The organism is Actinomadura rubrisoli, assembly GCF_004349215.1.
Lineage (GTDB): Bacteria > Actinomycetota > Actinomycetes > Streptosporangiales > Streptosporangiaceae > Spirillospora > Spirillospora rubrisoli.
Genome location: NZ_SMKU01000011.1, coordinates 42,787 through 68,128, shown reverse-complemented (window position 1 = coordinate 68,128; position 25,342 = coordinate 42,787). Strand labels below are relative to the sequence as shown.

Here is a 25,342-nt window from a genome sequence, read left to right as displayed (position 1 = left end):
TCGCCGCGGCTCAAGCGGACCGGGACCTCGCGCCGCATCGGCTCGTCGGCGCCTTGGGCTGCGGCGACATCGTGGAGGCCCACGGAGACGACCTCGGGCAGGTCCACGGTGACGGGCTGCTCCTCGGGCTCGGGGCTGGGACGGTCCTGCGGGCCGAATCTCACGCAGACGATCCTGCGCTGAGAACAAGATCATCGGCAAGGCGGTCGGCGATCATCGGACGGAGATCACCGATGTGCGCTCGGGGCGCCGAAGAGCGCGGCGCACAGGGCTTCGAGGCCGTCGGGGCCGTCGTCGGCGGCGCGGACGGCGAGGACGGGGGTCTCGGCGTCGCCGCGGCTCAAGCGGACCGGGACCTCGCGCCGCATCGGCTCGTCGGCGCCTTGGGCTGCGGCGACATCGTGGAGGCCCACGGAGACGACCTCGGGCAGGTCCACGGTGACGGGCTGCTCCCCGGCGCGCAGCGCGTCCAGCCAGAGGTCCAGGACGCGGCGCGCGAGGCCGTTGAGGAGGCGGCCCCACGGTTCCACCAGGGACGGCGGGACGTTCTCGGTCTGCAACTCCGGGAGCCCGAACCTGGCCAGACCCTGCGTGGTGAACCAGAAGCCGCGCGGGCCGGAGGTGTGCGGGAGCAGCATCCAGTCGACGAGGCGGATGCGGCCGCCGGGGTCGGGCAGGGAGCGTTCCAGCCGGTCCAAAGGGAGCACCTGCGGGGTGAACACGTCGATGACGGGCGCCGAGAGCGCGGCGCCGACGGCACCGGCGATCGCGCGCGCGGCCCACTCGTGCGCGGGCGGCCAGCCGGGACGGTACGCGGCGCGGACGACGAGCAGGTGGGAGGCGGCCTCGATGGACGCGAGGTCGCCGGACGTGGCGCGGTAGGCGGCGAGGAGCCCGGCGGGCAGCGGGGGGAACCCGGCGGCCGGGCGCTGGTCGAGGGTGACCATCGGGCTGTCGAGCATTCCGAGGACGAGATCGCGGAGCGGCGGCCCGACGCGCCGGGCGACGTGGTCGCGGGCCAACTCGCCGGGGTCGGCGATCGGTGCCGCGCAGGCGACGGCGTAGGTGGCGTTCAGCGTCTCCGGAACGGGCAGCGTCAGATCCTCACCCAACACGTCCCCCGATGGGCTCGATGCGTTGCGACACTATCGATTGAGCCGAAGGGGACGTTGGAAAGTATCTGTCGCCGAAGCGACAGTTACCTCCCAAGCTCGCGAGACAGGCCCACGACCTCGGGGATCAGCGCGCGCGGCGCCCGGGCAGGTGATGCTCGAACCAGACCACCTTCCCGTTCTCGGTGCGGTGGGTGCCCCAGCGCTCGGCGAGGTGGCTGACGAGCTGCAGGCCGCGGCCGGACTCGTCGGTGGCCTCGGCGTGGCAGAGCTGGGGCAGCTCCTGGCCGTCGTCGTACACCTCGCCGAGCAGGACGTCGTCGGCCTTGATGAGGCGGAGCCCGATGGATCCCGCGCCGTGGACGAGTGCGTTGGTGACCAGCTCGCTGACGAGCAGCTCGACGGTGTCGGTGAGGTCCCCGAGGCGCCAGTCGGCGAGCGTTCCGGCGGCCTCCGCGCGCGCCCAGGGGACCATGCTCGGCTTGGGGTCCAGCTCCCAGCGGGCCACATCCTTCTCGGGGATGCCGTCGAGACCGACGGCCACGATCGCGATGTCGTCGGCGGGCGTGGTGGCGCCGAGGGTCTCCAGGAGGGCGTCGCAGGTGCCGTCGAGGGCGCGGGAGGCCCCGGCGAGCTGGGCGCGCATCTCCTCAAGCCCCTGTTCGATGTCGCGGTCGCGGCGTTCGAGCAGGCCGTCGGTGCACAGGACGAGCTGGGAGCCGTCCTCGACCTCGATCTCCATCGTCTCGAACGGCTCGCCCCCGACGCCGATCGGCACGCCGGCCGGGACGGGCAGCACGCGGGACTCGCCGCGCGGCGACACCAGCACCGGCGGGACGTGCCCGGCGCTGGCGAACCGGCACCGCCGCGCGATCGGGTCGTAGACCGCGTACAGGCAGGTGGCCAGGTAGTCCTCGCCGAGCCGGCGGGCGAGGCCGTCGAGCTGGCGCAGCAGCCGCGCGGGGCGCATGTCCTCGGCGGCCAGGGTGCGGACGGCGGTCCGCATCTGGCCCATGATCGCGGCGGAGGTGAGCCCGTGGCCCATGACGTCGCCGACGACGATGCCGAGGCGGCAGCCGGGCAGCGGGATGGCGTCGAACCAGTCGCCGCCGACCTGCGCCGCCTGCCCTGCGGGACGGTAGCGGTAGCACACACGCGCGCCCGCGACCTCGGGCGGATCGTCCGGAAGCATGCTGCGCTGGAGTTCCTGGGCGGCCTGCACTTCGCGCCGGTAGAGCCGGCCGTTGTCGATGCACAGCGCCGCCCTGCGGCCCAGTTCCTCGACCAACGCGAGGTCGAGCTCGTCGAAGCCGGGACGGTCGGGCTTGCGCAGGAGCTTGAACGTGCCGAGGACCCGTCCGCGCGCGATCAGCGGGACGATCAGCAGCGCCCGTCCGGTGAACAGCGGTCGCAGGTCGCGTTCGCCGAAGGACTCGGAGATCTGCCGCGCGCGCTCGGGACCGACCTGGGGGATGTGGACGGCGCGGCCCGTCCGCATGGCCTGGACGAACGGCGTCCGCTCCGACAGGAGGAGCTTCTCGTCCTCGGGGACGGCCTCCTCCCAGCGTCCGGGTTCGTCGTTGTGGACGACGGCGACCCGGCGCATGAGGGTGGCCGAGTCGATGTCGGCCTCGGGCGGCGACGAGTCGGCGACGACGCCTTCGAGCAGTTCGACGGCGGCGAAGTCGGCCAGCCGCGGTACCAGCACCTCCGCGAGCGTGCGGGCGCTCTGCAGGTAGTCCAGCGAGCTGCCGATCTGCTGTCCGGCCTCGCCGAGGAAGGCCAGATGCTCCCTCACGGCCATCGTCTCCAGTCCGTGTTCGGGGCGCGGATCAGGCTCGGCGGTCGGGTGCGCGGCGCCTGTCCCGGGGCAGGCGTCGGCGTGTGCCTCGCCCGCGGCGCGCTCGTCGGGGACGTCGCCGGCGGCGCGCGGCCTGGCCCTCAGCGCGAGCGGCGCGTCGCCCCGGTAGGGGACGATCGGCAGCCGGACGCGCAGGCTGAGCGCGACCGACGGGCACCCGAGGCCGAGCATCCGCGCCGTGATGGCGGCCGCAGCCGTGTCCGTCACCGGGAGCAGCTCGGCGAGGCGCCGGGCGTGCGAGGCGTCGCCGCCGCCTTCGGACGGCGGCGCCAGCGCGGGCTCGACCCGCAGCAGCCGCGCCCCGGCGGCCAGGCACGCCTCGCCGTCGGGCCGGGCGACGAGCACGTCGCCCATGACGAGGCCGGGACCGTCCTCGCGCAGCCGGCGCAGGTCGGCCGCCAGCACGAGCACCCTGATGTCGGGACCGCCCGCGCCGGGGCCGGGAAGGCCGTCGGCGGGAGGGCTCGTGCCGGGACGGACGGGGCGGGCGATCGGGTACACCCACCAGCCGACCTCGGCGAGCTCCCCGTTGTCGACGCGCGGGACCCTGCATGCGTCGCACCAGACGTGCCCGAACGCCTCCGGCCCGAAGGCGCCGCGGTATTCCTGGGGCAGCCGCACGACGGCGGCGAGCGGACGGCCCACGGCCTGGATCCGCGCGACGCCGAAGATCTCCGCCGCGGTGTGGTTCCAGTGGCCGATGCGGCCGCGCCCGTCCAGCGTGATGGCGGCCAGGCGCGCCACGCCGAGCAGGTGCTGTCCGAGGAACTGGGGCGTGTGCGTTTCGGCACCGGACGCCCTGTTGGGCCGGCCGTCCGGGGACGCGGCGTCTCCCGTGAACGGCGGCGAATGACTTTCTGCGATGCTCACGGGACCCCTCCCCTGGGCGGCGGCGCAGCGACACACCCGGCAACCCTTGGTGAGGGGGACGCTACCTCGCGTGAGGGCGGTGTGCTGGCAATCGGCGTAAACTGGTTCGGGTGAGCGCTCACTCATTACGGGTGATCGTGCTAATGTCCAGCAGCGGTACGGGAGGTGGCAGGGGTGACGGCGGCGTTGGAGCCGATGCGGGACAGGATCCTGGCCGCGGCGATCGAGGTGATCCGCGGCCGCGGGATCGTCGCGGCGACCACCAAGGAGATCGCGCGCCGCGCCGGGGTCTCCGAGGGCAGCCTCTACAACCACTTCGCGAACAAGACGGCGCTCTTCGCGGCGGCGCTAGGGGAGGTCACCGGAACCGCGAGGGCCGCCATGGCGGCCCTCGGCGCGTCCGCGGGCCAGGGGACGGTGGAGGGCAACCTCGTCCGGCTCGCCGCCGACATGGTGCGCTTCTACGGCGAGCTGCTGCCGATGACCGGTCCGGTGCTCGCCGACCCCGAGCTGATCGCGTGGCTGCGGGCCGACGGCCCGGCCAAGGCACAGGAGGCGGTCGGCGCCAAGCCCGCCGGACGGTCCCAAAGTGGCCATGACGGCGGCGCGCGTCCGTCCGGCTCCGCGGACGGCCTCCCGAGCGCTCCGGGCGGCCCTCCCACCGGGCCGCCCGGCGGCGCCACGGCCGGTCCGGTGCTGGGGCACGCCGCCCTGATCGGCTACCTGGAGGCCGAGCGGCGGGCCGGGCGGCTCGCGGACGGCGCGCCCCTGCCGTTCATCGCCGCGGCCCTGCTCGGCGGCTGCCACCAGCACGCTTTCCTGACCCGGCTCGCCGGGCCGGAGGCGGTGGCCGCCGGTGCCCGGCTTCCGGAGGAGCCCGAGGAGTTCGCCGAGCGGCTCGTCCGGACGATCTTGGCCGGGCACCTCCCCGCCTGAGCCTCCGAATGAGATGGCCCGTTCCAACCATGACGGACGCCTCAACTGCACCATAGGTGCACGGTCACTGCGAACTGGCCGAATGCGGCAAACGGCACTGTTGCCACATTGACACCCCCTGCCCCCCGGCAGACGATCACGCGACCCCCGTTTGTGATCCATGCCAGGGAGGCGCGATGACGCGCACGGTATTCCGGCACGCCATTTCACGTCGCAAGAGATCCACTTCCCTCCTGGCCGCCGCGGCACTCCTGATCGGAGCGCTCTCGGCGGTCCCCGCGAACGCCGCCCCCAAGACCCCCGCGCCGGGCGGCGCCGTGGATGTCTACAGCGGCGAGCTGACGTCCGACCAGGTGAAGCTGCTGAACCGGGCCGGACTCGACCATGAGGACATCACCCTCGGCAAGGGCGCGGGCGACCGCGTCCACGTCGAGGCGGTGATGAACGGCATCCAGGCCGCCGCGCTGGCCAAGCAGGGCCTGCGCCTGACCGTGAAGACCGTGAAGGGCAAGGACGTCAGGCAGCGCGCTCTGGCGGCCCCGCCGAAGGTCTTCCGCCCCTACAGCGGCGCCGGGAACATCCGCGAGGAGATCCTCAAGCTCGCCGCCGACCACCCGTCCATCGCGACCGCCGTGGACATCGGCACGTCCGTGCAGGGCAAGCCGATCACCGCCGTCCGGGTCAGCAAGGACGTGGCGAAGCTCAAGGACCGCCGTAGGCCCGCGGTGGTCTACCAGGCGTCGCAGCACGCGCGCGAATGGATCACGCCGGAGATGGTGCGCCGGCTGCTGCACCACTACGTGGAGGGCTACGGCGCGAACGCCGAGCTCACCAGGATCGTCGACACGACGGACCTGTGGTTCGTCCCCGTCGTCAACGTGGACGGCTACGACCTGACCTTCCAGGAGGGGTTCCGGCTCTGGCGCAAGAACGCCCGCGACAACAACGGCGACGGCAAGATCACCCCCGGGGACGGCATCGACCCCAACCGCAACTTCCCCTACAAGTGGGGCTACGACAACGAAGGCTCCTCGCCCAACCCGGCCGGCGAGACCTACCGCGGCAGCGGCCCGGCGTCCGAGCCCGAGACGAAGGCGCAGATCGCCCTCTACAAGCGGCTCCGCCCGAGCTACCTGATCAACTACCACTCGGCGGCCGAGCTGCTGCTGCACGGCGTCGGCTGGCAGGCCGCCACGCGCAGCCCCGACGACGTGATCCATGACGCGCTGCTCGGCGACATCGACCACCCCGCCGTCCCCGGGTACACGCCCGAGCTCGGCGCCCAGCTCTACACCACCAACGGCGACACCGATGGCGAGGCCGACAACAACCACCGCGCCCTGTCGATCACGCCCGAGATGGCGACGTGCAGGACGGCCGCCAACACCTTCCCCGACGACGAGTGGAAGCCGGAGAACTGCGCCAGCATCTTCGAGTTCCCGGACGACGAGAAGCTGATCGCGAACGAGTTCCGGAAGAACCTGCCGTTCGCGCTCTCGGTCGGCAAGTCGGCGCAGACCCCGGACAACCCGGTGTCGCCGGTCGGCCGGACGACCGCCGACTTCGAGACCGATGGGTTCACCACCTCCTACGGGTCCACCCAGGAGGTCGCGGCGCACATCCGCAAGTCGCTGCGCGACAGGGAGCTCCACTACCGGATCAACGGCGGCCGCGTCCGCCACGACGACGTGCGCGAGTGGCGCGGCGGCGAGCGGTTCGGAGGCGAGAACAACCACTACTACGGCGAGTACCGCGGCAAGGTCAGGGGGCAGGACCCCGGCGACAAGGTCGAGGTGTGGTTCTCCGGCAGGAAGGGCAAGGCCCGCGTCGAGAGCAAGCACTTCACCTACACGGTCCGGTCGCGGGACAAGGCCGACGTCCTGGTGATCGCGGACGAGGACTACAAGGGCATCAACCCCACCTACCCCGCCGGGACGAACGCGCCCCGCTACGCCCGGCAGTACGCGGACCTCGTCAAGGCGGCCGAGCACAAGCCGCTCGTCTGGGACATCGACAAGGAGGGCGCCCCGCACGACCTCGGCGTCCTGAAGCACTTCAAGGCCGTCGTCTGGTACCTGGGCGACAACCGCGTCACGCAGGACGCCGCCGACGACCCGGTCAAGACCCACCTCGGTGACGCGCCCGACTCGCAGATCGCCGACCGCGAGAAGGACCTGGTGCTGAACATCCGCTCGTACCTGAACGAGGGCGGCAAGCTCCTGCACACCGGCGAGACGACCGGCTACTACGGCCCGCTGGCCCGGCTCAACGGCGGCGGCATCTACTACGGCCTGAAGGGGCACCCGGAGAAGCCTTGCGTCGTCAACGGCAACTTCCGTGACGACTGCGAACTGCTGTCGGACGACTTCTTCCAGTACTACCTCGGCGCCTACGACCGGCAGCGGATCGGCAACCCCAACCAGTTCACCGGGACGGCCCGTCCGTACGACGGGGTCACGTCCAACCTGAGCGGCACCGCGACCAACCCGGTCAACGAGGCGGGCGGCTTCCAGGTCACCTCGACCGTTCTGCCCAAGGCCACCTTCCCGCAGTTCACCAGCTGGAAGGCCGGCGACTATCTGGGCGCCGCCGCGCCCAGCGAGCCGATCGAGGGCCAGTGGTACGTGGCGGGCACGCACCAGGACTCCCTCTACCGGCGGCTCACCCGCACCGTGGACCTGTCCAACGTCACCGCTGCGCAGGCCCCCACCCTTCAGGCCCAGCTCTCCTACAGCACCGAGACGGGCTTCGACAACGTGATCCTCGAAGCGCACACCGTCGGCGGCGAAGACTGGACCACGCTGCCCGACAAGAACGGGCGGACGCGCAACACCGTCCCGAACGAGTGCGAGCAGGGTTACCTGCTGAACCTCCACCCGCACCTCAAGCACTACCTCACCGGAGGAACCCCCTGCGGCAACACCGGCACGTCCGGTAGCTGGAACGCGCTGTCGGGCAACTCCAACGGCTGGGTGCCCACCGCCTTCGACCTGTCCGCCTACGCGGGCAAGAAGGTCGAGGTGTCCATCTCCTACGTCAGCGACCCGGGCACCGGCGGAACCGGGCTGTTCGTCGACGACACCAAGGTCACCACGACCGGCGGCCAGCTCGACGCCGAGGGCTTCGAGACCGGGCTCGGCCCCTGGGCGGTCCAGGGCGCCCCGGTCGGCAGTCCCGCCAACAACGCGGAGTACGTCCGCGCCCAGGCCCTGATCGACTCCGTCTCGGCGGTCGCGACCAGGGACAGCGTCCTGCTCGGCTTCGGCATCGAGCAGGCCAAGACCCCGGCCGAGCAAAGGACCCTGATGACCAGGGCCCTGAACCACCTGCTCGACTGATCAAAGGGGAAATCCCCCGTTCGGCCGCCCCCTGGAACCCCGCCCGTACCGGGCTCCAGGGGGCGGTCTTTGCCCACCCCATGTCCGCGCCCGTCCGGCCGCCCTGCGCAGGTGGTGTGATGAACGCCACGCAACCATTTGACCGTTCCCACGCGTCTTACATGACGGGAACACCACTGGCGAGTGGAAGCGCCTGTTCGTGTGCGGCCCGCGACGTCCCGGTGATACGGGGTCGCCCTGGCACCGCCGACCCGCGCGACCCCTCGGCCCACCCTCCATGCGAGGCCGGGATCCCCAAACGACGCCGGACCCTCCTCCGGGAGGACGGCGCGGAGCCCTGAAGCACGTTCGCTGTGCCGCACCTCTCAGGCCGGCTCCGAACCCGTCGGGAATGGTGGCACGTACCACCAAGCACGGGGGGCGGCTCGTCCGCCCGGTCCGCGCGCGCCCCCGAACGCGCGCCCGCAACCGGCCCTCACGGGTCACGACCTACGGGGAGCGATGATGACCACTGTCACCATGCCTGTCCGACGGAACGCCGAGAGCACCGAGCGCTACGAGCGCGACGTGCTCCCGCTCGCCGACCCGCTGTACGCCAGTGCCGTGCGGATGACCCGCAACAGCGCCGATGCCGAGGACCTGGTCCAGGAGACGCTGGCCAAGGCATATGTGAACTTCCACCAGTTCCAGGAGGGCACGAACCTCAAGGCGTGGCTGCACCGCATCCTGACCAACAACTTCATCAACACCTACCGCAAGAAGCAGCGCGAGCCCCAGCGCGCCGGTTCCGAGGAGCTGGAGGAGTGGCAGATCTCGCAGAGCGAGGCGCTCTCGTCCGGGTTCAGGTCCGCCGAGTCCGAGGCGCTCGACCGCATCCCGGACAACGGGATCGTCGAGGCGCTGCGGGCCCTGCCGAAGGACTTCCGTGACGCGGTCTACCTCGCCGACGTCGAGGGCTACGCCTACAAGGAGATCGCCGAGATGATGGGCACCCCCATCGGCACGGTGATGTCCCGGCTGCACCGCGGCCGCAAGCAGCTGCGCGAGGCCCTGGCCGACCACCGCCGCTCCCACATCCTGGCCGCCTGACCAGGCCGCCACCCCTCTCCGGGCCATCCCCCGTATTCGTGCTCCCCCCAAGCGCGGCCCCGCGGTTCCCCCGTGACCGCGGGGTCGTCCATTTCCCGGCACGGTGTGTAGCTGTTCGGATACATTGAGCGATGCTCTGATCCGATCGCCGGGAGTGTCTCCATGCCGCACCTCATCGCCACCGCCCTCGTGGGCGGCGCGCTCGCCCTGCTGCCCGCCGTCCCCGCGCAGGCGGCTCCGGGCACCTCCCTGCGCCTCACGCTGACCTATCCGGGGAACGACACCTCCGCGGCTCCGGGGAACGGCACCTCCGGGACGCGGACGGTGACGCTCCGCTGCGGCCCCGCCGGCGGGAACCACCCGAAGGCGGCCCGCGCCTGCACCGAGATCGACGCAGCGGGCGGCAGGCTCGCCCACGCGCCCGACGACCGGGTCTGCACGGCGATCTACGCGCCCGTGGTCGCGCAGGCCGACGGGCACTGGCGGGGGCGGGCGGTCGACTTCCGCGCCGAGTACGGCAACGACTGCGCGATGCGCTCCCGAACCGGAACGATCTTCGACTTCTGAGCCGGGCCGGAACCGGTCCGCACGGCGTCCGGCCCGGCGTCCGGCACGGCGTCGGACACGGCGTCCGGCTGCGGCCCGGCGCAGGTCCAGGACGTGATCCAGGGGAAATCCAGCAGGAGATACCGCATTCGCCCGAATAGGCGGGCCGCCCGTGGGTAGACGCGCGACACGGGTTACGCGAACCGGCCGCGATTCGGGAGGATGAGCGAGCGATGCCACCAAGAGTGGGCGACGTGATGACCTCGGCCCCCCAGTCGCTGCCGCTGGACGCGACGCTCTACGAGGCGGCCCGGATCATGCGTGACGAAGGCATCGGCGACGTCCTCGTGACCTACGGGGGACGGTTGTGTGGCGTGATCACCGACCGCGACATCGTGGTGCGCGCGGTGGCCGAGAGCCGCGACACGTCCCTCACCCCGCTCGGCGACGTGTGCACCGCCGAGCTCACCACGCTGCGCGCCGAGGACGACACCGAGACCGCGGCGCAGCTGATGTGCGAGCACGCGGTCAGAAGGCTGCCGGTGGTCGACGCCATGCAGCGCCCGGTGGGCATCGTGACCATCGGGGACCTGGCTGTCGCCAACGGAGACGTGGGGCCGCTCCACCACATCAGCAAGGCCCCGCCCAACAACTGAGGTCGACGATGAACCGCCCGGATCGGCTCCACCGCAGGGCGGCCGGCCCCGCGTCGCCGTCGCGGGGGCACGATCAGGCCGTCCCGCAGGATAACGTCGATGGTGTGACGCCCACCGAAATGGTCCTGACGGACCAGCTCGCGCTGGAGATCGCCCGGCTGGGCATGGTCGGGGAGTCCTCGGACGTGGGCACCCTGCACCGCATCACCGAGCTGGCGTCCCGCGCCGTCCCGGGCTGCGCGGGCGCGGCGAGCGTGCGCTGGGCTCTGCCGAAGCTCTCTGGGAACGGTCCCGCAGAGACCCCCGGCCTGCCTCCGGACACCGTCCAGGACGCCGTGCCCTCCCCCCTGGAGAACGCGTCCTCCGCAACCCCGTCCTCCGACAGCACGTCATCGGCCGACGGCACCTCATCGGCGCGCGGCCCGGCCCCGGCCGGGAACGCGGCGCCCCCGCTGGTACCGGCCCCGGCCCGGGACGCCGACCGGCCCGAGCCGCTGGCCGCCGCGGCCAGCCATCCCGATCTCGCCGAGGTGACCGACCGGCAGCTCTCGCGCGGCCACGGGCCGATCTTCGACGTGGTGCTCGGCCGCCGCACGCTCAGCTCCGACGACATCCTCGCCGAGACCCGCTGGCCCGAGGCGATGGCCGAGATGCTGCGCCGCGGCGTCCGCTGCTTCACCACGTCCCCGCACCTCAACCCGCCCGTCCTGGTGACGCTCACCCTGTACGGGGTGGCGCCCAAGGCGCTCGGCCCCGGCCGGAACGCGCTGGCGGCGCTGCTGATGGCGCAGGGCAGCGCGGCGGTGTCCAATTCGCAGCAGTACGACGACGTTCACCGGACCGCCGTACAGTTGCAGGAGGCGGTCGAGGCCCGCGCCGTCGTCGACCAGGCGAAGGGCATCCTGATGCACGCCCTGAGCTGCGACGCCGACGAGGCGTTCGCCGAGATGCGGCGGATCTCGCAGACCCGCCACGTCAAGCTCACCGCGCTGGCACAGCGCATCGTCGGTGACCAGGGGCTCTCTTAGGACGCGAACTAGGCCGCACGCGGGGAACGGAATAGGCTGCGCACAGCGGTCTCGAAGATCGCGGTAGCCCGACCAGAGGACGAGCCGATCTGGTTTTCACCGTGCCTCGCGGACAAAGAGGGAGACCAGATGCACGACCAGCCCGACCAGCTGGAACCGGAGACGCTCCTGCGGGAGATCTCCGACCTCGAAGGGCGCATCGGCGAGCTGCGCCAGGCCGCGAGCATGCCCGAACCCGACCTGCGCGCGACGCTGGACGCGGCGCTGGTCGAGCTGGAGCTGGCGCTGACGGCGCTGCGGACGATGGGCACCGAGCAGGGCCCCGAGCAGGGCGGGTCGAACGCGGCGGAGAACGAGCGGCGGGTGCTGCGCACGGTCTTCCAGGACGCGCCCGTCCCGCTGTTCCTGCTGGACAGGAACAACAGCGTGCGGCGCGTCAACCGGCAGGCGGCCGCGCTACTCGGCACGTCCTCCGGCTACGTGTCGGGCAAGCAGTTCACGGCCTTCTGCGACCTGGCCACGCGGGCGGCGGTGCGGTCGCAGCTCGCGGCGGTCGTCCGGACCGGGCGGCGGCGGCGCGTGCAGGTCCGCTTCCTCGGCCGCGACCATCCGATCGACGCGGTGGTGACGCTGGCCCGGGTGTGGATCCGCGGCGAGCCCGACCCGATGGTCGTGGTGGCCGCCGGCCCGAGGAACCCGCCCGCGGACGAGGCGGGAACGCCCGCCTCGAAGGACGGCGGCCGGCAGGACACCGGGCCGAAGGACGCCCCGGCGGCGCGGGCGAGGGCGCCCCAGGCCCCGGCGTCCGGCCCCGGCCCGCAGGGCGACGACGAGACCGTGGCCACGATCGTCCACCGGATGGACGTCCTGGCCACCGCCAGCGAGCTGCTGCTGGACGAGCCCGTCTTCAACGAGACCGTGGCCGTCCGGCGGTGCGCGCGGCTGCTGGCCGCGGAGCTGGCCGACTGGGCGTTCATCGACCTCACCGGCCCGAACGGCGGCCCGGGGGCGTCCGCGCAGGGCGGCGCCCACGCCACGGGCAAGACGCCGGAGCTGCGCCGCCAGGTCGTCATGGGCCCGGCCGACGAGCACTCCGTCGAGGCCGTGGGGATGCTGGAGCAGATGGAGCCGGCCGCCGGCACGCTGCCCCACACCGTGTTCCTCACCCGGCAGAGCGCGTTGCGCCCGCATGTGGAGAACCTCGACGTGCTGGGCGTCTGCCCGGACGGTCAGCCCGTCTGCAGCAAGATCGGCGCGACGTCGGTCCTGTGCGTCCCGGTGGAGGACGGCGACCGCTGCATCGGCACGATCAGCCTGGCGGCCAGCGGCGAGTACGGCCCGTTCGACCTCATGGACCTCGGGGTCGTCCAGCGGCTCGGACGCTACCTGGCGCTGGTCATCCGGGCGGCGCGGCTGTACCGGCGCCGCGCCGAGGTGGCCGAGACGCTCCAGTCGGGGCTGCTGCCGAAGGCGCTGCCGGCCATCCCGGGGGTGAGCGTCGCGGCCAGCTACATGACGGCGACGCGCGGCGCCGAGGTGGGCGGCGACTTCTACGACGTGTTCCGCATCCAGGACGGCGGCTGGGGCCTGGTGCTCGGCGACGTGTGCGGCAAGGGCGAGGACGCCGCGGCCGTGACCTCGACCGCCCGGCACTGCGTGCGGCTGGCGGCGCGCTGGAAGGACCGTCCCGCCGAGATCCTGGCCCTGGTGAACGAGGCGCTGCTGGACGAGGACCGGTTCGTCACCGCCGTGATGGCCGGGCTGGAGCTCGACACCGAGCGCGTCACGGTCTCGCTCGGCACCGCGGGCCACCCCCCGGCGATCGTGGTCCGCGCCGACGGGGTGATCAGGTCGGCGTCCCGGGGCGGCGTGCCGCTCGGGCTGTTCGACGACTTCGAGGCCGGGCTCGACACCATCGACCTCGGCGTCGGCGACACCATCGTCCTGCACTCGGACGGCGTGCTGGAGGCGTGCGACCTGCAGCGGCAGGAGTTCGGGCAGGAGCGGCTGCTGGAGACGCTGGCGACGCACGCCACCGACCCGCTGGAGACCATGCTGGGCGCGGTGGAGCAGGCGCTGCTGGAGTTCTGCGACGGCGATCTGCGCGACGACGTGTCGATGCTCGCGCTGCGCGTGAAGCCGCCGTCCCTCGCCTAGGGCGCGCCCGAAACCGGGATATGTCCGACTGATGGGCATCGTGCCGGGTAAAGGGCCTGCATGAGCGATGATCCCTCCGTCAAGCCCCGCAACGAGACCGAGCACGAACGTCTCGACCGGCAGCTGATGGAACTGCTGCAAGGGTTCCGCGTGGCGGTCACCGGCGTGCAGGTGCTGTTCGCGTTCCTGCTCACCGTCCCGTTCTCCGTGGGCTTCGGCAAGGTGGACGACTCGGGCCGGGTGCTGTTCTACACCGCGCTGTTCGGCGCGGCCCTCGCCTCGATCTGCTTCATCGCCCCTGTGTTCCAGCACCGGATCCTGTTCCAGCTCGGGCAGAAGCCCCTGCTGATCCGGCGCGCCAACCGGTTCGGGATCCTGGGCGCGTTCGCCCTGGCGATCTCGATCACCGCCTCCACCACGCTGATCGTCGAGTCGCTGGGGGCGGAGTGGGCGGCGGTCGTCACGGCCCTGGTCGTCCTGGCGCTGTGCTCGTGGGCGTGGTTCGTCCAGCCCTACATGACCCGCATGAACGCGAACGGCCGCGCGAACGGCGGGGACGACCCGTGATCGCGCGGCCGTGACGGCCCGCGGCCTGCGGGAAGCTCAGTAGGCCCGGCCGAAGATGACGCGCTTGCCGTAGGCGGACGGCTCCCCGCACTTGACGCAGGTGCCGCTCTCCTGCGGGGCGTCGGCCGCGATGACCCGCGGGGTCGCGGAGGTCTCGGCCTTGATGTCGTCCTCGCAGGCGGCGAGCCCGCAGTGGAACGCGCGGGCCCAGCCGCCGGCGACCTGGGCGGCGAAGGCGTCCCAGGCGTCGACCGCGGCGGTGTTGTCCTCGCGGAACGCCTCGGCCCTGGCCAGCAGGAACGACTGGAACTCGGCGAGGATCCCGGGCAACAGCTCGGGCACCTTCTCCAGCGGGATCTGCTCCTTGCCCTGCCCCTCGACGGTGGGCAGCCGCCGGACGAGGGTGGCGACGCCGGCCTCGATGTCGCGCTTGCCGAGCTCGATCCGGACGGGGACGCCGCGCATCTCCCACTCGTTGAACTTGAAGCCGGGCGACAGCTGCGGGCGGTTGTCGTCCACGTGGACGCGGATGCCCATCGCCTTGATCGCGGCGCCCAGCCGGCGGGCCTCGGCGGCGGCCTGCTCGCCCTGCTCCTTGCGCCCGATCGGGACGATCACGACCTGGTAGGGCGCCAGCCGCGGCGGCAGGACCAGGCCCTTGTCGTCGCCGTGCGTCATGATCATGCCGCCGATCAGGCGGGTGCTCATGCCCCAGGACGTGGTGTGGGCGAGCTGCAGCTTGCCCTCCTCGTCCTGGTACTGGATCTCGAACGCCTTGGCGAAGTTGGTGCCGAGGTAGTGCGAGGTGCCGGATTGCAGGGCCCGGCCGTCGCGCATCATGCCCTCGATCGTGTACGTGCGGACGGCGCCGGCGAACCGCTCGCCCGGCGTCTTCTCCCCCGCCACGACCGGCATCGCCGCCAGCTCGCGCGCCACGCCCGCGTAGGCGTCGAGGGCCCACATCGTCTCGCGCATCGCGTCGTCCTCGTCGGAGTGCGCGGTGTGCCCCTCCTGCCAGAGGAACTCGGTGGTGCGCAGGAACATCCGGGGCCGCATCTCCCAGCGGACCACGTTCGCCCACTGGTTCAGCAGGAGCGGGAGGTCGCGGTGCGAGTCGATCCACTTGGCCATGTACTCGCCGATGACCGTCTCGGAGGTGGGCCGCATGATCAGCGGCTCCTCCAGCTCCTTGCCGCCCGCGACCGTCACGACCGCCAGCTCCGGGGAGAAGCCCTCGACGTGCTCGGCCTCGCGCTTGAGGTAGGACTCCGGGATCAGCATCGGGAAGCAGGCGTTGTCGTGCCCCGCGTCCTTGATCCGCCGGTCCAGGTCGGCCTGGAGCAGCTCCCACACCCGGTAACCGTACGGGCGGATGACCATCGTGCCGCGAACCGGACCGCGGTCCACGAGCTGCGCCTTGAGGACGAGCTCGTTGTACCAGGCGGAGAAATCCTCGCTCTGCGGCGTCACACCTTCTCGACTCACGGCACTCAGGGTACTGACTGGTGACGCCTTCCCTCACCGCATTAGCCGTTCGCGGCCCCGCTGTTACCCTCGCCGGATGCGCTGGTCCCAGATGTTCGTGCCCACGCTCCGCGACGATCCCGCCGAGGCCGACGCGCCGAGCCACCGGCTGCTGCTGCGCGCGGGCTACGTCCGGCAGCTCACCGCGGGCCACTATTCGCTGCTGCCGCTGGCGGTCCGCGTCCGGGCGAAGGTGATGGGGATCATCCGCGAGGAGATGGACCGGATCGGCGCGCAGGAGATGCTGCTCCCGGCGATGCACCCGGCCGAGCCGTGGCGCCGTTCGGGCCGCTGGGAGCTGATGGGCCAGGAGATGTTCCGGCTCCGCGACCGCAGGGGCGCCGACCTGGCGCTCGGCATGACGCACGAGGAGATCTTCGCGACGGTCGCGCGCGAGCTGGGCTCCTACCGGCGGCTGCCGCAGCAGTGGTACCAGTTCCAGACCAAGTTCCGGGACGAGCCGCGCCCCAAGGGCGGCCTGCTGCGGACCCGCGAGTTCACGATGAAGGACGCCTACAGCTTCGACATCGACCGGCCGGGACTGGACACCTCGTTCGAGGGCTACCACGGCGCCTACACGCGGATCTTCGAGCGCCTCGGCATCCCCGCCTACCCGGTCGAGGCGTCCAGCGGGACGATGGGCGGCTCGGACTCGACGGAGTTCATGTGCCCCGCCGAGGTCGGCGAGGACCTGGTGGTCCGCTGCCCCGCGTGCGGCTACGCGGCCAACATCGAGCGGGCCGCGTCCCGGCTGCCGGAGGCCGGCGACGGCCCCGGCCTCCCGGCGCCCGAGCGCTTCGACACGCCCGGCGTCCGGACGATCGAGGACCTGCTGGCCTACGACGCGCCCGCCGACCGGCAGGTCAAGACCCTCGTGTACGTGCTGGACGGAGCGCTCACCCTCGTCCTGCTGCGCGGCGACCACGCCCTCAACCAGGGCAAGCTCGTGAGCGCGACCGGGGCCGTGGAGCCGCGGCCGGCGCAGCCGGAGGAGATCCGGGAGGCGCTCGGCGCGCTGCCCGGCAGCCTCGGCGCGGTCGGCGTCACCGGCCTCCCGGTGATCGCGGACGAGGCGCTGCGCGGCCGCCGCGCCATGTTCACCGGCGCGAACATCGACGACGTCCACCTGCGCGGCGTGGACGTCGACCGCGACATCCCCGTCGGCACCTGGGCGGACCTGCGCGAGGTCGCGGCCGGGGAGCCGTGCGTGCGCTGCGGCGAGCCGCTGGTGGTCGAGCGGGCCATCGAGGTCGGCCACATCTTCAAGCTGGGCGACCGGTACGCGCGGGCCCTCGGCGCCGAGATCCTCGACCCGGACGGCGCGCGGGTCCCGATCGTCATGGGCAGCTACGGGATCGGCGTCGAGCGGGCGATGGCCGTGATCGTGGAGGTCCACCACGACGACCGCGGGATCGTCTGGCCGCTCGCGGTGGCGCCCTTCCAGGTCGCCGTCGTGATCGCCCAGTCGGACGACGCGGACGTGGCGAAGGCCGCCGAGGACGTCTACGCCGGTCTCGCCGCCGCCGGGGCGGAGGTCGTGATCGACGACCGCCCGGAGCGCGCCGGGGTGAAGTTCCGGGATGTGGAGCTGACCGGGATCCCGTTCCGCGTGACGGTCGGCCGCCGCGGGCTGGCCGAGGGCGTCGCCGAGGTCACGGCCCGCGCGACGGGCGAGACGGTCAAGGTCGCGCTGGACGCCGTCGTCCCGCACGTCAGGGCCCTGCTCGGGCTCTGACGCCGGCGGTCACCCGCCGTAATTGGTTTGACGCGTGGGCCGCCGCGTCCGGACACTCGGAGGCGGGGGTTCCGTCGCGAGGAGGCAGCCGTGGGGCACGTGGAGGTCGGCCATGTCGGCCATGCGCTGCCGGACGGCCGCGTGCTGCTGGACGATGTCTCGTTCCGGGTGGGCGACGGGGTCACGGCGGCGCTCGTCGGCCCGAACGGCGCCGGGAAGACCACCCTCCTGCGGCTGATCGCCGGGGATCTCACGCCCCAGGAGGGGACGGTCGCGCACAGCGGCGGGCTGGGCGTGATGCGGCAGTTCGTCGGGAACGTGCGGGACGAGTCGTCCGTGCACGACCTGCTGCTGTCCACCGCGCCGCCCCGCGTGCGCGAGGCCGCGGCGGCCGTGGAGGCGGCGGAGCTGGCGATGATGGAGCGCGACGACGAGCCCACGCAGCTGCGGTACGCCACCGCGCTGGCCGGCTGGGGCGACGCGGGCGGCTACGAGATCGAGGTGCTCTGGGACGCGTGCTGCGTCGCGGCCCTGGGCGTCCCGTACGACTCCTGCCGGTGGCGGGAGGTCAGGACGCTGTCGGGCGGCGAGCAGAAGCGGCTCGCGCTGGAGGCGCTGCTGCGCGGCCCTGACGAGGTCCTGCTGCTGGACGAGCCCGACAACTATCTGGACGTGCCGGGCAAGCGGTGGCTGGAGGACCGGCTCCGCGAGACGTCCAAGACCGTCCTGCTGGTGTCGCACGACCGCGAGCTGCTCGACCGCTCCGCCGACCGCATCGTGACGGTCGAGGCGGGCCAGGTGTGGGTGCACGGCGGCCGGTTCGCGACGTACGCGCAGGCGCGCCGTGACCGCAACGAGCGCCTGGAGGAGCTGCGGCGCCGCTGGGACGAGGAGCACGCCAAGCTCAAGCAGCTGGTGATGACGCTCAAGAACAAGGCGATGTACAACGACTCGATGTCCTCGCGCTACCAGGCGGCGCAGACCCGGCTGCGCAAGTTCGTGGAGGCGGGCCCGCCGGAGGTCCCGCCGCGCGACCAGAGCCTGAAGATGCGCCTGCGCGGCGGCCGGACCGGCAAGCGCGCGGTGATCTGCGAGAGCCTTGAGCTGACGAACCTGATGAAGCCGTTCGACGAGGAGGTCTGGTACGGCGAGCGGGTCGCGGTCCTCGGCTCCAACGGCTCGGGCAAGTCGCATTTCCTGCGGCTCCTGGCGGCCGTCGCCGAGACGCTCCCGCGCGGCGCGGTCCCGGTCGAGCCCGTCGCCCACACCGGTGTCGCGCGGCTCGGCGCCCGCGTCGTGCCGGGCCTGTTCGCGCAGACGCACGCCCGTCCCGACCTGGCCGGGCGCACGCCGTGCGAGATCGTCATGACCGAGCACGCGCGGCTGCGGGGCGACGCGATGAACGCCCTGGCCCGGTACGAGCTTCAGTTCTGTGCGGAGCAGCCGTTCGAGACGCTGTCGGGCGGTCAGCAGGCCCGCCTGCAGATCCTCCTGCTGGAGCTGGGCGGCGCCACCCTGCTCCTCCTGGACGAGCCGACCGACAACCTGGACCTGGCCAGCGCCGAAGCCCTCCAGGAGGGCCTGGAGTCCTACGAGGGCACGGTCCTGGCGGTGACGCACGACCGCTGGTTCGCCCGCTCGTTCGACCGGTTCCTGGTGTTCGGCGCTGACGGCTCGGTCTATGAGTCCCCGGAGCCCGTCTGGGACGAGGCTCGCGTGGCGCGTCCCCGCTGAGCCGGGGCGTGGGCAGAGCCCCCGGCCGAGGCCGAGGGCTCTGGCGGGCAGGCGGTCAGCGGATCAGGGGCGCTGGCCGGGGCGGTCGACGATGCCGTACGCGAGGCGGACGCCGATGCTCTCGGTGGCGCCCTTCTTGAAAGCCCCGCCTTCCTCGAACTTGTGGTCCTTGACGACGGTCGCGCGGTGGCCGCGGTAGGCGTAGGTGGACGGGTCCAGCAGAACCGCATTGCGGACCCAGCCCTCGGCGACGCGGGACACGGACAGAACCCGGTGCCCCTGGTCGTCCACGGCCTTCTTGTCCAGCGTGACGCCGGGGATCTTCGCCAGGGCCTTGTACGCGGCGGCGGTCTGGGCGGGCGGAATCACGGCGTTGTTCAGCAGGAGCGAGGACAGGGCCGCGAACGCCCACGCGTCCGGACCGCCTTCGAGGGGAGCCTCGGTGCCGCGGGCCCAGGCCAGCATCCGGTCCGGGTCCCTGGGCAGCTTGGACACCGAGGGGTAGTCGACGGGCGGGAAGCCGCCACCGGTGGCGGTCGTCACCAGCTTGCCCCTCTCGTACAGTCCCATCCGCGTGCCGTCCTCACGCATCCACATCCGGTCCACCACCGTCTTCAGGGGCGTGCCAGGCTTGATCACCTTGCCGGGGCCGGGCATGGGGCTCCGCCGGTACCGGGTCTCGGTGTAGATCCACTGGCCGGGGCGCGGCGCGGTGAACGGCCGGGCCTGGGCCGCGTCCGCCGCCTTGGTGAGGACCTCCTGCGCGTTGGCCACGCCTCCGCCTGCGGGCAGGCCCGGGACGACCGGACGGGGCTTGCCGTCCTTGTCCACGCCGCCGGCCCCCTGGACCACGGTCACGCCCGCCGCGACCGCGACGGCGAGGCCGCCCACGGCGACCAGCCGCACGGTCGCGCGGCGGGACGGCACCCCTCGCCGGGACCGCGCCGCGCGGCGGGATTCGGCGCCGGTGGACGTGCCGGACGCCGTCACCCGGGCGTAGGCGGCCTCGCCGGCCGCGTCACGGGCGGCGCCGGACAGGCCGCCCGGCGGGCACGGGTTGGCCGGGGCCAGCATCCGGCGGACTTCCTGGACGTCGTTCTCGACGGCGGGGTTCATGACAGCGGGCTCCTCTGCAGCGAAGTGGTGATCATGGGGCGCTCCCCGGCGTCCAGGTCGGCGTCGAGATCGGCGAGGGCGGCCGCCAGGCGCTTGCGCGCCCGGTGCAGGCGCACCGAGAACGTCTTGGCCGAGCAGCCGGCGACGACCGCCGCGTCGCGGGTGTCGAGCTCCTCCCAGCCGACGAGCTGGAGGGCCTCGCGGTCGCGGGGGGACAGCCGCCGCAGCGCGGCGGCGATACGCCCGCCCTCGGCGAGGCCCACCGCGACGTCCGCGACGGGCTCGGCGGTCCGGCGGTCGCCGCGCAGCCGGCTCCACAGCCGCCCGCGCCGCCGGTGGCCGCGCGCCTCGTTCGCCAGGACGTTGCGGGCCACGTGCAGCAGCCACGGGAACGGGTGGTCGGCCGGGATCTCGTCCCGGCGCCGCCAGGCGATCAGGAACGTCTCGGCGGCGACGTCCCGCGCCGTCTCGTGGTCGACCCGCCGGGCGGCGTAGCCCAGGACGTCGCCGTAGTGCGCGTCCCACAGCCCGGCGAACCCATCGTCTGGTTCCGGCACGCCGGCTCCCTTCTCTCGGTTCTGAGTGCATCCCGAGATGTCCGGCACTCCGCTTTTGTCTACACTCCTCCGGATTCTTGCTGGCCAGGGGCCCTTGCCCCTGTCCAATTCCTGGTGGTGATGGGTAGGGTGCCCGCGTGCGGATGGTGGTGACAGGGGCGGCGGGGTTCATCGGGAGCCATGTGACGGATGCGCTCTCGGCCGCGGGACACGAGGTGCTGGCCGTCGACGCGCCCGGACGCTCTCTGGCGCCCGAGGCCGCGCGGCGGATGTGGGCGCGGGTCGCGTCCCGGCCCGGCGTCACCGCCGTCGAGGCCGACCTGGCGCTGGACGACCTGGACCCGCTCGCCGCCGCGGACGTCGTCGTCCACCTCGCGGGACGGCCGAGCGTGCGCAGTTCGTGGGGCGCCGGGCGCGCGGTCGCCGAGCGCGACAACGTCCTGGCGACCGGGCGGCTGCTCGCGGCGTGCGCGGGCCGCCCGGCGCGGCTGCGGCCCCGGGTGGTCGTCGCGTCCAGCTCGTCGGTGTACGGGTCGGCGGGACGCAGGCCCAACCGCGAGGACGACCCGCCGCACCCGGCGAGCCCCTACGCGGCCAGCAAGGTGGAGGTCGAGCGGCTCGCGGCGCTGGCCGCGCGGGACGGGACGCGGACCGTCCTGCTCCGCTATTTCTCGGTCTACGGGCCCCGGCAGCGGCCCGACATGGCGTTCCACCGGTTCGTGGAGGCGGCGCTGGACGGGCGGCCGCTGCCGGTGTTCGGCGACGGGCGCAGGTCCCGGTCGTTCACGCACGTCCGGGACGTGGTGGCGGCGACGCTGGCGGCGGCCGCCGCGGACCTGCCGCCGGGGATCCCCGTCAACGTCGGCCACCCCGAGCCCGTGGCGGTGCGGTCGGCGATCGGCCTGCTGACGGGCGTGCTGGGGGTGCGGCCGCAGATCCAGCGGGAGGCGCCCGTGGCGGGCGACGCGGCGCGGACCTGGGCCGATCCGGGACGGGCGGCGCGGCTGCTCGGCTGGACGGCCGGGATCGGGCTGGCGGAGGGCCTCGCCGACCAGATCGCCTGGCACCGGTCCCTGCGCGTGCGGGAGGGGGTGCGCGTCGGATGAGGCACCGGGCCGCGTACGTCGCCTTCGACCGGTTCCCCTCCAGCAAGGGCTCGGCCGTCCACATCGCGCAGATGGCGGACGAGCTGTTCGAGCGCTTCGGCGGCGGGCTGCTGGGCGTCCTCGGCGGCGGTGACCTGCCCCGCTACCAGCGCGAGGGGACGCGGGAGATCGCCCGGTTCGACGCGCCGGTCCCGAACCTGATCGACCGGGCCGAGGCGTTCTCCGGCTGGGTCGCCGATCACCTGGAACCGCACCTGGACACGCTGGAGGTCTGCCACGTCCGCGACCCGTGGGGCGCGCTGCCCGCGGTGACCGCGCCCGGACGGCGCTTCAAGGTCGTGTACGAGGTGAACGGGCTGCCGTCCATCGAGATGGGCCACACGTGGCCGTGGGCGTCCAAGGCGGCGCTCGGCAAGATCCGGGAGCTGGAGCGGTTCTGCCTGGAACGCTGCGATGCGGTCGTGGTGCCGTCGCGCGTCATCGGCGGAGCCGTGCGCGGCCTCGGGGTGCCGGACGGCAAGATCCGCCTGGTGCCGAACGGCGCCGAGGTCCCGGCGGCGCCCGAGCGGCCCGCGGACGCGCCGGACCGCTACATCGTCTACGTCGGGGCGCTCCAGCCCTGGCAGGGCCTGGACGTGCTGATGCGCGCGTTCGCGCGGCTGGCCGACCTGGACGGGCTGCGGCTGGTGATCTGCGCGTCCGTCCCGGAGCGGCGCGCCAAGCCGGTGCGGCGGCTGGCGGAGCGGCTCGGCGCGGGCGACCGGGTCGACTGGCGGTTCACGCTCCCGCACCACGAGGTCGCGGCCTGGCTGGCGCACGCCGAGCTGTCGGTCGCGCCGCTGACCGGGTGCGCCCGCAACCTCGACCAGGGCTGCGCGCCGCTGAAGGTCATCGAGTCCATGGCGGCGGGGGTGCCCGTGGTCGCCTCCGACCTGCCGGCGGTGCGCGAGCTGATGGCGGACGGGAAGCACGGGCGGCTCGTCCCGGCTGACCGTCCCGCCGAGTTGGCGCGGGCCGTCCGCGTCCTGCTGGAGTACCCGGGCGAGGCCGCGGCGATGGGCCGGCGGGCCAGGCGTCGCATCGAGGACGGCCTGACCTGGGCGCACTCGCGGGCCGAGCTGGCGTCCGTCTACCGCATGATCGCGCCGTCCCCGCCGGACGGCGCGCCGCACCGAGCAGAGCGATAGGTGGTGCCGTCATGTTCTGGCGCAAGCAGCGCGCGGCCATCGAGCGGTTCCACCCGCTGCACAGGGCGCTCGTCCTGGAGCGCGGGTTCTCGGTGTCGCTGCGGCGGGACGACTGGGAGCCGTTCGTCCAGAGCCTCGCCGGCCATTCCCTGCATGTGCGGCGCGCGAAGTGGGCGCCGCCGAGCCGGGCCGGCGCGGTCATGGTGCCGTTGCTGCGGGTGCTGGCGGCCGACATGCGCCCGGAAGGCGTGCTGTCCGTGGCGGCCGACATGCGCGGCCCGAAGGTGGCGGACAAGAACGGGCCGCAGTACGACATGCCCGTCCAGCGTCCCGTGCTGTCGATGAGGCAGTGGTGGGCGATCGACCCGTGGCTGCGGGTGCGGGCCGAGCTGCGCGACGGCAGCGTGCTGGAGCTGTCGGTCACCGAGCGGCTGCGCCACCGGCGGATCCGCAAGCGCAACCCGCGCGGCAAGGTCAAGATCAAGCGGAAGTCGAAGGCGGTGCAGGTGATCAGCGTGACCCGGCGGCTGCCGAAGGACGCGGCGGTCCGGCGGCCGGGGTCGCCGCCGCCGCGCTGGGTCCGGGTGCGGGTGAAGCAGGGGCGGCGGACGGTGATCCGCGCGAACGCCAAGCTTCCCGGCGCGCAGCCCGAGGACCGGCTCGTCGAGGGGATCCTGCACGTGTCGACGGAGCCGTTCCGGTGGACGCCGCCCGGCGCGGCCGCGAGGAGGACGACATGAACCCCTGCACCGTGACCACCGGGTTCTTCGTGCTGGGCCGCTGCGGCCGGGCCGCCATCGCGGCCTGCCCGCAGTGCGGGCGCGCCGTCTGCGGGCAGCACGCCGCGCCGCAGAGCGGGCACTGCCCGGAGTGCATGGCCGCCCACGGGTACGGGTCGCAGAACCCCTACGACCCGTCCTGGGTGGGCGGGTTCAGGCGGCGCTTCTACCAGCGCAGCTCGCAGACCTACAACGACACCTACTGGTACTCCTCGTTCGACGAGTTCGACCGCGGCGCGTTCAACCCCGGGGACGACTACTCCTACGGCGAGGGCGACTTCGGATCGGACGGCGACACCGGCTTCGTGGACAGCTGATGGCGCGGGTCCTGTGGATCACCGAGCACTACCCGCCGAGCCAGGGCGGGATGTCCCAGTCGTGCGACCGCATCGTCCGGGGGCTGCGCGCCGCCGGCGCCGAGGTGGACGTGGCGCACCTGACCCGGCGCGACCGGCCGTGGTCGGTGGCGCGCGAGCACGGCGGGCGGCTGCTGACCGCCCCGCTGGGCGGCGACGCCGAGCACGCGCTGCGCCGCCTCTGGACGACCCTGACCTCGGAGGACCTCACCGCCGGGACCTACAGCCACGTCGCCGGGTTCGGCGGCACCTACGCGATGCTCGCCGCGCCCGTCCTCGCGCGGCTGCTGCAGGCGCCGCTGATCACGCTGCTGCGCGGCAACGACATCGACGTCGGCGTGTTCTCGCTGCGGCGGCGGGGCGTGCTGGCCGACGCGCTGAACGCCTCCGCGCGGGTGTGCGTGGTCGCCCGCTCGCACGCGCCGCTGGTGTCCGCGCTGGCCCCGGACGCGGCGGTGACGTTCGTCGCCAACAGCGTCGACACGTCCCAGTGGCGGATCCTGCCGTCCGAGCGGGAGCGGGGCCTGGCGTGGCGGGCCGGGAACGTCGAGCCGGGACGCCGGACGGTCGGGCTCATCGGCCGGCTCAAGACCAAGAAGGGCGTCGGCTTCCTCCTCGACGCGCTCGCCGCCTCCGGGCACGCCGAGGCGTTCCACCTGCTGCTGGTCGGCGAGGTCGAGGAGGGCGTCACGCAGCGGCTGGCCGGGCAGGCGGACGGCGTCGCGCACTCCTTCCTGCCGTTCCTTGAGCGCTACGACCTGCCCGGCGTGTACGCGAGCTGCGACCTCGTGGCACTGCCGTCCTTCTACGACGGGATGCCGAACGTGGCGCTGGAGGCGGCGGCGCTCGGGGTGCCGCTGCTGGCCTCGGACGCGGGCGGCCTGGCGGACGTCGCCGACGACGAGATCGGGTTCACGTTCCCCGCCGGGGACGCGGACGCCTGCCGGGCCGCGATCGACCGGGCCGCGCGGGCGGCCGACAAGGAGCTGGCCGAGCTCGGCGCAGCGGGCGCCGAGCGGATCGTCCGCGACTTCACCCCGGCCGCCGAGACCGCGGGCTACCTGGCCGTCCTCGACGAAGTCCGTTGA

The 25,342-nt window shown here is 73.2% G+C and carries 20 protein-coding genes; 15 read left to right on the top strand and 5 right to left on the bottom strand.

Going from position 1 to position 25,342, the window contains the following annotated elements; translation table 11 throughout:
• Positions 1-227 precede the first annotated feature (227 nt).
• Both E1298_RS05015 and E1298_RS05010 read right to left on the bottom strand, forming a co-directional pair.
• A complete protein-coding gene (locus tag E1298_RS05015; protein WP_131889560.1) occupies positions 228-1,112 on the bottom strand; it encodes a hypothetical protein in 885 nt (294 codons plus the stop codon).
• Positions 1,113-1,239: 127 nt separating this feature from the next.
• Positions 1,240-3,843, bottom strand: coding sequence for an ATP-binding SpoIIE family protein phosphatase (locus tag E1298_RS05010; protein ID WP_131889559.1), 2,604 nt, complete (start codon positions 3,841-3,843; stop codon positions 1,240-1,242).
• 174 nt (positions 3,844-4,017) lie between these two features.
• Between E1298_RS05010 and E1298_RS05005 the strand changes: the two genes are divergently transcribed.
• The 8 genes from E1298_RS05005 (at position 4,018) to E1298_RS04970 (ending at position 14,160) form a co-directional block, all read left to right on the top strand.
• Positions 4,018-4,779 (top strand): TetR/AcrR family transcriptional regulator, encoded by a 762-nt coding sequence (locus E1298_RS05005; protein ID WP_131889558.1) that lies wholly within the window; start codon positions 4,018-4,020, stop codon positions 4,777-4,779.
• Positions 4,780-4,955: 176 nt separating this feature from the next.
• On the top strand, positions 4,956-8,117 hold the full coding sequence (locus E1298_RS05000; protein ID WP_131889557.1) for a M14 family metallopeptidase: 3,162 nt from the start codon (positions 4,956-4,958) through the stop codon (positions 8,115-8,117).
• Positions 8,118-8,636: 519 nt separating this feature from the next.
• Positions 8,637-9,206: a sigma-70 family RNA polymerase sigma factor gene (locus tag E1298_RS04995; RefSeq protein WP_279497813.1), complete on the top strand. Its 570-nt coding sequence runs from the start codon at positions 8,637-8,639 to the stop codon at positions 9,204-9,206.
• 162 nt (positions 9,207-9,368) lie between these two features.
• Positions 9,369-9,773 (top strand): SSI family serine proteinase inhibitor, encoded by a 405-nt coding sequence (locus E1298_RS04990; protein ID WP_131889555.1) that lies wholly within the window; start codon positions 9,369-9,371, stop codon positions 9,771-9,773.
• Positions 9,774-9,985: 212 nt separating this feature from the next.
• Positions 9,986-10,408, top strand: a complete 423-nt coding sequence (locus E1298_RS04985) for a CBS domain-containing protein (protein ID WP_131889554.1) — start codon at positions 9,986-9,988, stop codon at positions 10,406-10,408.
• Between the two features lie 104 nt (positions 10,409-10,512).
• Positions 10,513-11,436, top strand: coding sequence for an ANTAR domain-containing response regulator (locus tag E1298_RS04980; protein ID WP_243725395.1), 924 nt, complete (start codon positions 10,513-10,515; stop codon positions 11,434-11,436).
• 129 nt (positions 11,437-11,565) lie between these two features.
• Positions 11,566-13,593: a SpoIIE family protein phosphatase gene (locus E1298_RS04975; RefSeq protein ID WP_131889553.1), complete on the top strand. Its 2,028-nt coding sequence runs from the start codon at positions 11,566-11,568 to the stop codon at positions 13,591-13,593.
• Positions 13,594-13,653: 60 nt separating this feature from the next.
• Positions 13,654-14,160, top strand: coding sequence for a DUF6328 family protein (locus E1298_RS04970; RefSeq protein ID WP_131889552.1), 507 nt, complete (start codon positions 13,654-13,656; stop codon positions 14,158-14,160).
• 36 nt (positions 14,161-14,196) lie between these two features.
• On the opposite strand, the gene proS is transcribed toward E1298_RS04970, so the two are convergent.
• Entirely contained in the window at positions 14,197-15,645 is a 1,449-nt protein-coding gene (proS, locus tag E1298_RS04965; protein WP_243725394.1) for a proline--tRNA ligase, read from the bottom strand.
• Positions 15,646-15,721: 76 nt separating this feature from the next.
• Between proS and E1298_RS04960 the strand changes: the two genes are divergently transcribed.
• Positions 15,722-17,419 (top strand): proline--tRNA ligase, encoded by a 1,698-nt coding sequence (locus E1298_RS04960; protein WP_131889551.1) that lies wholly within the window; start codon positions 15,722-15,724, stop codon positions 17,417-17,419.
• A 90-nt stretch (positions 17,420-17,509) separates the two neighbouring features.
• Positions 17,510-19,153, top strand: coding sequence for an ABC-F family ATP-binding cassette domain-containing protein (locus tag E1298_RS04955; RefSeq protein WP_131889550.1), 1,644 nt, complete (start codon positions 17,510-17,512; stop codon positions 19,151-19,153).
• A 63-nt stretch (positions 19,154-19,216) separates the two neighbouring features.
• On the opposite strand, the gene E1298_RS04950 is transcribed toward E1298_RS04955, so the two are convergent.
• Positions 19,217-20,269 carry a CU044_5270 family protein gene (locus E1298_RS04950; protein ID WP_131889549.1) on the bottom strand — a complete coding sequence of 351 codons (1,053 nt, stop codon included), beginning with the start codon at positions 20,267-20,269 and terminating at the stop codon, positions 19,217-19,219.
• Positions 20,266-20,826, bottom strand: coding sequence for an RNA polymerase sigma factor (locus tag E1298_RS04945; RefSeq protein ID WP_131889548.1), 561 nt, complete (start codon positions 20,824-20,826; stop codon positions 20,266-20,268). The genes E1298_RS04950 and E1298_RS04945 overlap by 4 nt, the downstream gene beginning before the upstream one ends.
• A gap of 143 nt (positions 20,827-20,969) precedes the next feature.
• Between E1298_RS04945 and E1298_RS04940 the strand changes: the two genes are divergently transcribed.
• The 5 genes from E1298_RS04940 to E1298_RS04920 are packed head-to-tail and all read left to right on the top strand — an operon-like array spanning position 20,970 to position 25,342.
• Positions 20,970-21,932: an NAD-dependent epimerase/dehydratase family protein gene (locus E1298_RS04940; protein WP_131889570.1), complete on the top strand. Its 963-nt coding sequence runs from the start codon at positions 20,970-20,972 to the stop codon at positions 21,930-21,932.
• Positions 21,929-23,119, top strand: a complete 1,191-nt coding sequence (locus E1298_RS04935; protein WP_131889547.1) for a glycosyltransferase family 4 protein — start codon at positions 21,929-21,931, stop codon at positions 23,117-23,119. The genes E1298_RS04940 and E1298_RS04935 overlap by 4 nt, the downstream gene beginning before the upstream one ends.
• 11 nt (positions 23,120-23,130) lie before the next feature.
• Positions 23,131-23,859: a hypothetical protein gene (locus tag E1298_RS04930; RefSeq protein ID WP_131889546.1), complete on the top strand. Its 729-nt coding sequence runs from the start codon at positions 23,131-23,133 to the stop codon at positions 23,857-23,859.
• Entirely contained in the window at positions 23,856-24,215 is a 360-nt protein-coding gene (locus E1298_RS04925; RefSeq protein ID WP_131889545.1) for a hypothetical protein, read from the top strand. Before E1298_RS04930 ends, E1298_RS04925 begins: the two co-directional genes overlap by 4 nt.
• Positions 24,215-25,342: a glycosyltransferase family 4 protein gene (locus E1298_RS04920; protein WP_131889544.1), complete on the top strand. Its 1,128-nt coding sequence runs from the start codon at positions 24,215-24,217 to the stop codon at positions 25,340-25,342. Before E1298_RS04925 ends, E1298_RS04920 begins: the two co-directional genes overlap by 1 nt.

Excerpts from the sequence above, each read along its gene's own strand:
- E1298_RS05000 (WP_131889557.1), top strand. The coding sequence starts at position 4,956 with ATGACGCGCACGGTATTCCGGCACGCCATTTCACGTCGCAAGAGATCC.
- E1298_RS04995 (WP_279497813.1), top strand. The coding sequence starts at position 8,637 with ATGCCTGTCCGACGGAACGCCGAGAGCACCGAGCGCTACGAGCGCGAC.
- E1298_RS04990 (WP_131889555.1), top strand. The coding sequence starts at position 9,369 with ATGCCGCACCTCATCGCCACCGCCCTCGTGGGCGGCGCGCTCGCCCTG.
- E1298_RS04985 (WP_131889554.1), top strand. The coding sequence starts at position 9,986 with ATGCCACCAAGAGTGGGCGACGTGATGACCTCGGCCCCCCAGTCGCTG.
- E1298_RS04975 (WP_131889553.1), top strand. The coding sequence starts at position 11,566 with ATGCACGACCAGCCCGACCAGCTGGAACCGGAGACGCTCCTGCGGGAG.
- E1298_RS04970 (WP_131889552.1), top strand. The coding sequence starts at position 13,654 with ATGAGCGATGATCCCTCCGTCAAGCCCCGCAACGAGACCGAGCACGAA.
- E1298_RS04960 (WP_131889551.1), top strand. The coding sequence starts at position 15,722 with ATGCGCTGGTCCCAGATGTTCGTGCCCACGCTCCGCGACGATCCCGCC.
- E1298_RS04950 (WP_131889549.1), bottom strand. The coding sequence starts at position 20,269 with ATGAACCCCGCCGTCGAGAACGACGTCCAGGAAGTCCGCCGGATGCTG.
- E1298_RS04940 (WP_131889570.1), top strand. The coding sequence starts at position 20,970 with ATGGTGGTGACAGGGGCGGCGGGGTTCATCGGGAGCCATGTGACGGAT.
- E1298_RS04935 (WP_131889547.1), top strand. The coding sequence starts at position 21,929 with ATGAGGCACCGGGCCGCGTACGTCGCCTTCGACCGGTTCCCCTCCAGC.
- E1298_RS04930 (WP_131889546.1), top strand. The coding sequence starts at position 23,131 with ATGTTCTGGCGCAAGCAGCGCGCGGCCATCGAGCGGTTCCACCCGCTG.
- E1298_RS04925 (WP_131889545.1), top strand. The coding sequence starts at position 23,856 with ATGAACCCCTGCACCGTGACCACCGGGTTCTTCGTGCTGGGCCGCTGC.
- E1298_RS04920 (WP_131889544.1), top strand. The coding sequence starts at position 24,215 with ATGGCGCGGGTCCTGTGGATCACCGAGCACTACCCGCCGAGCCAGGGC.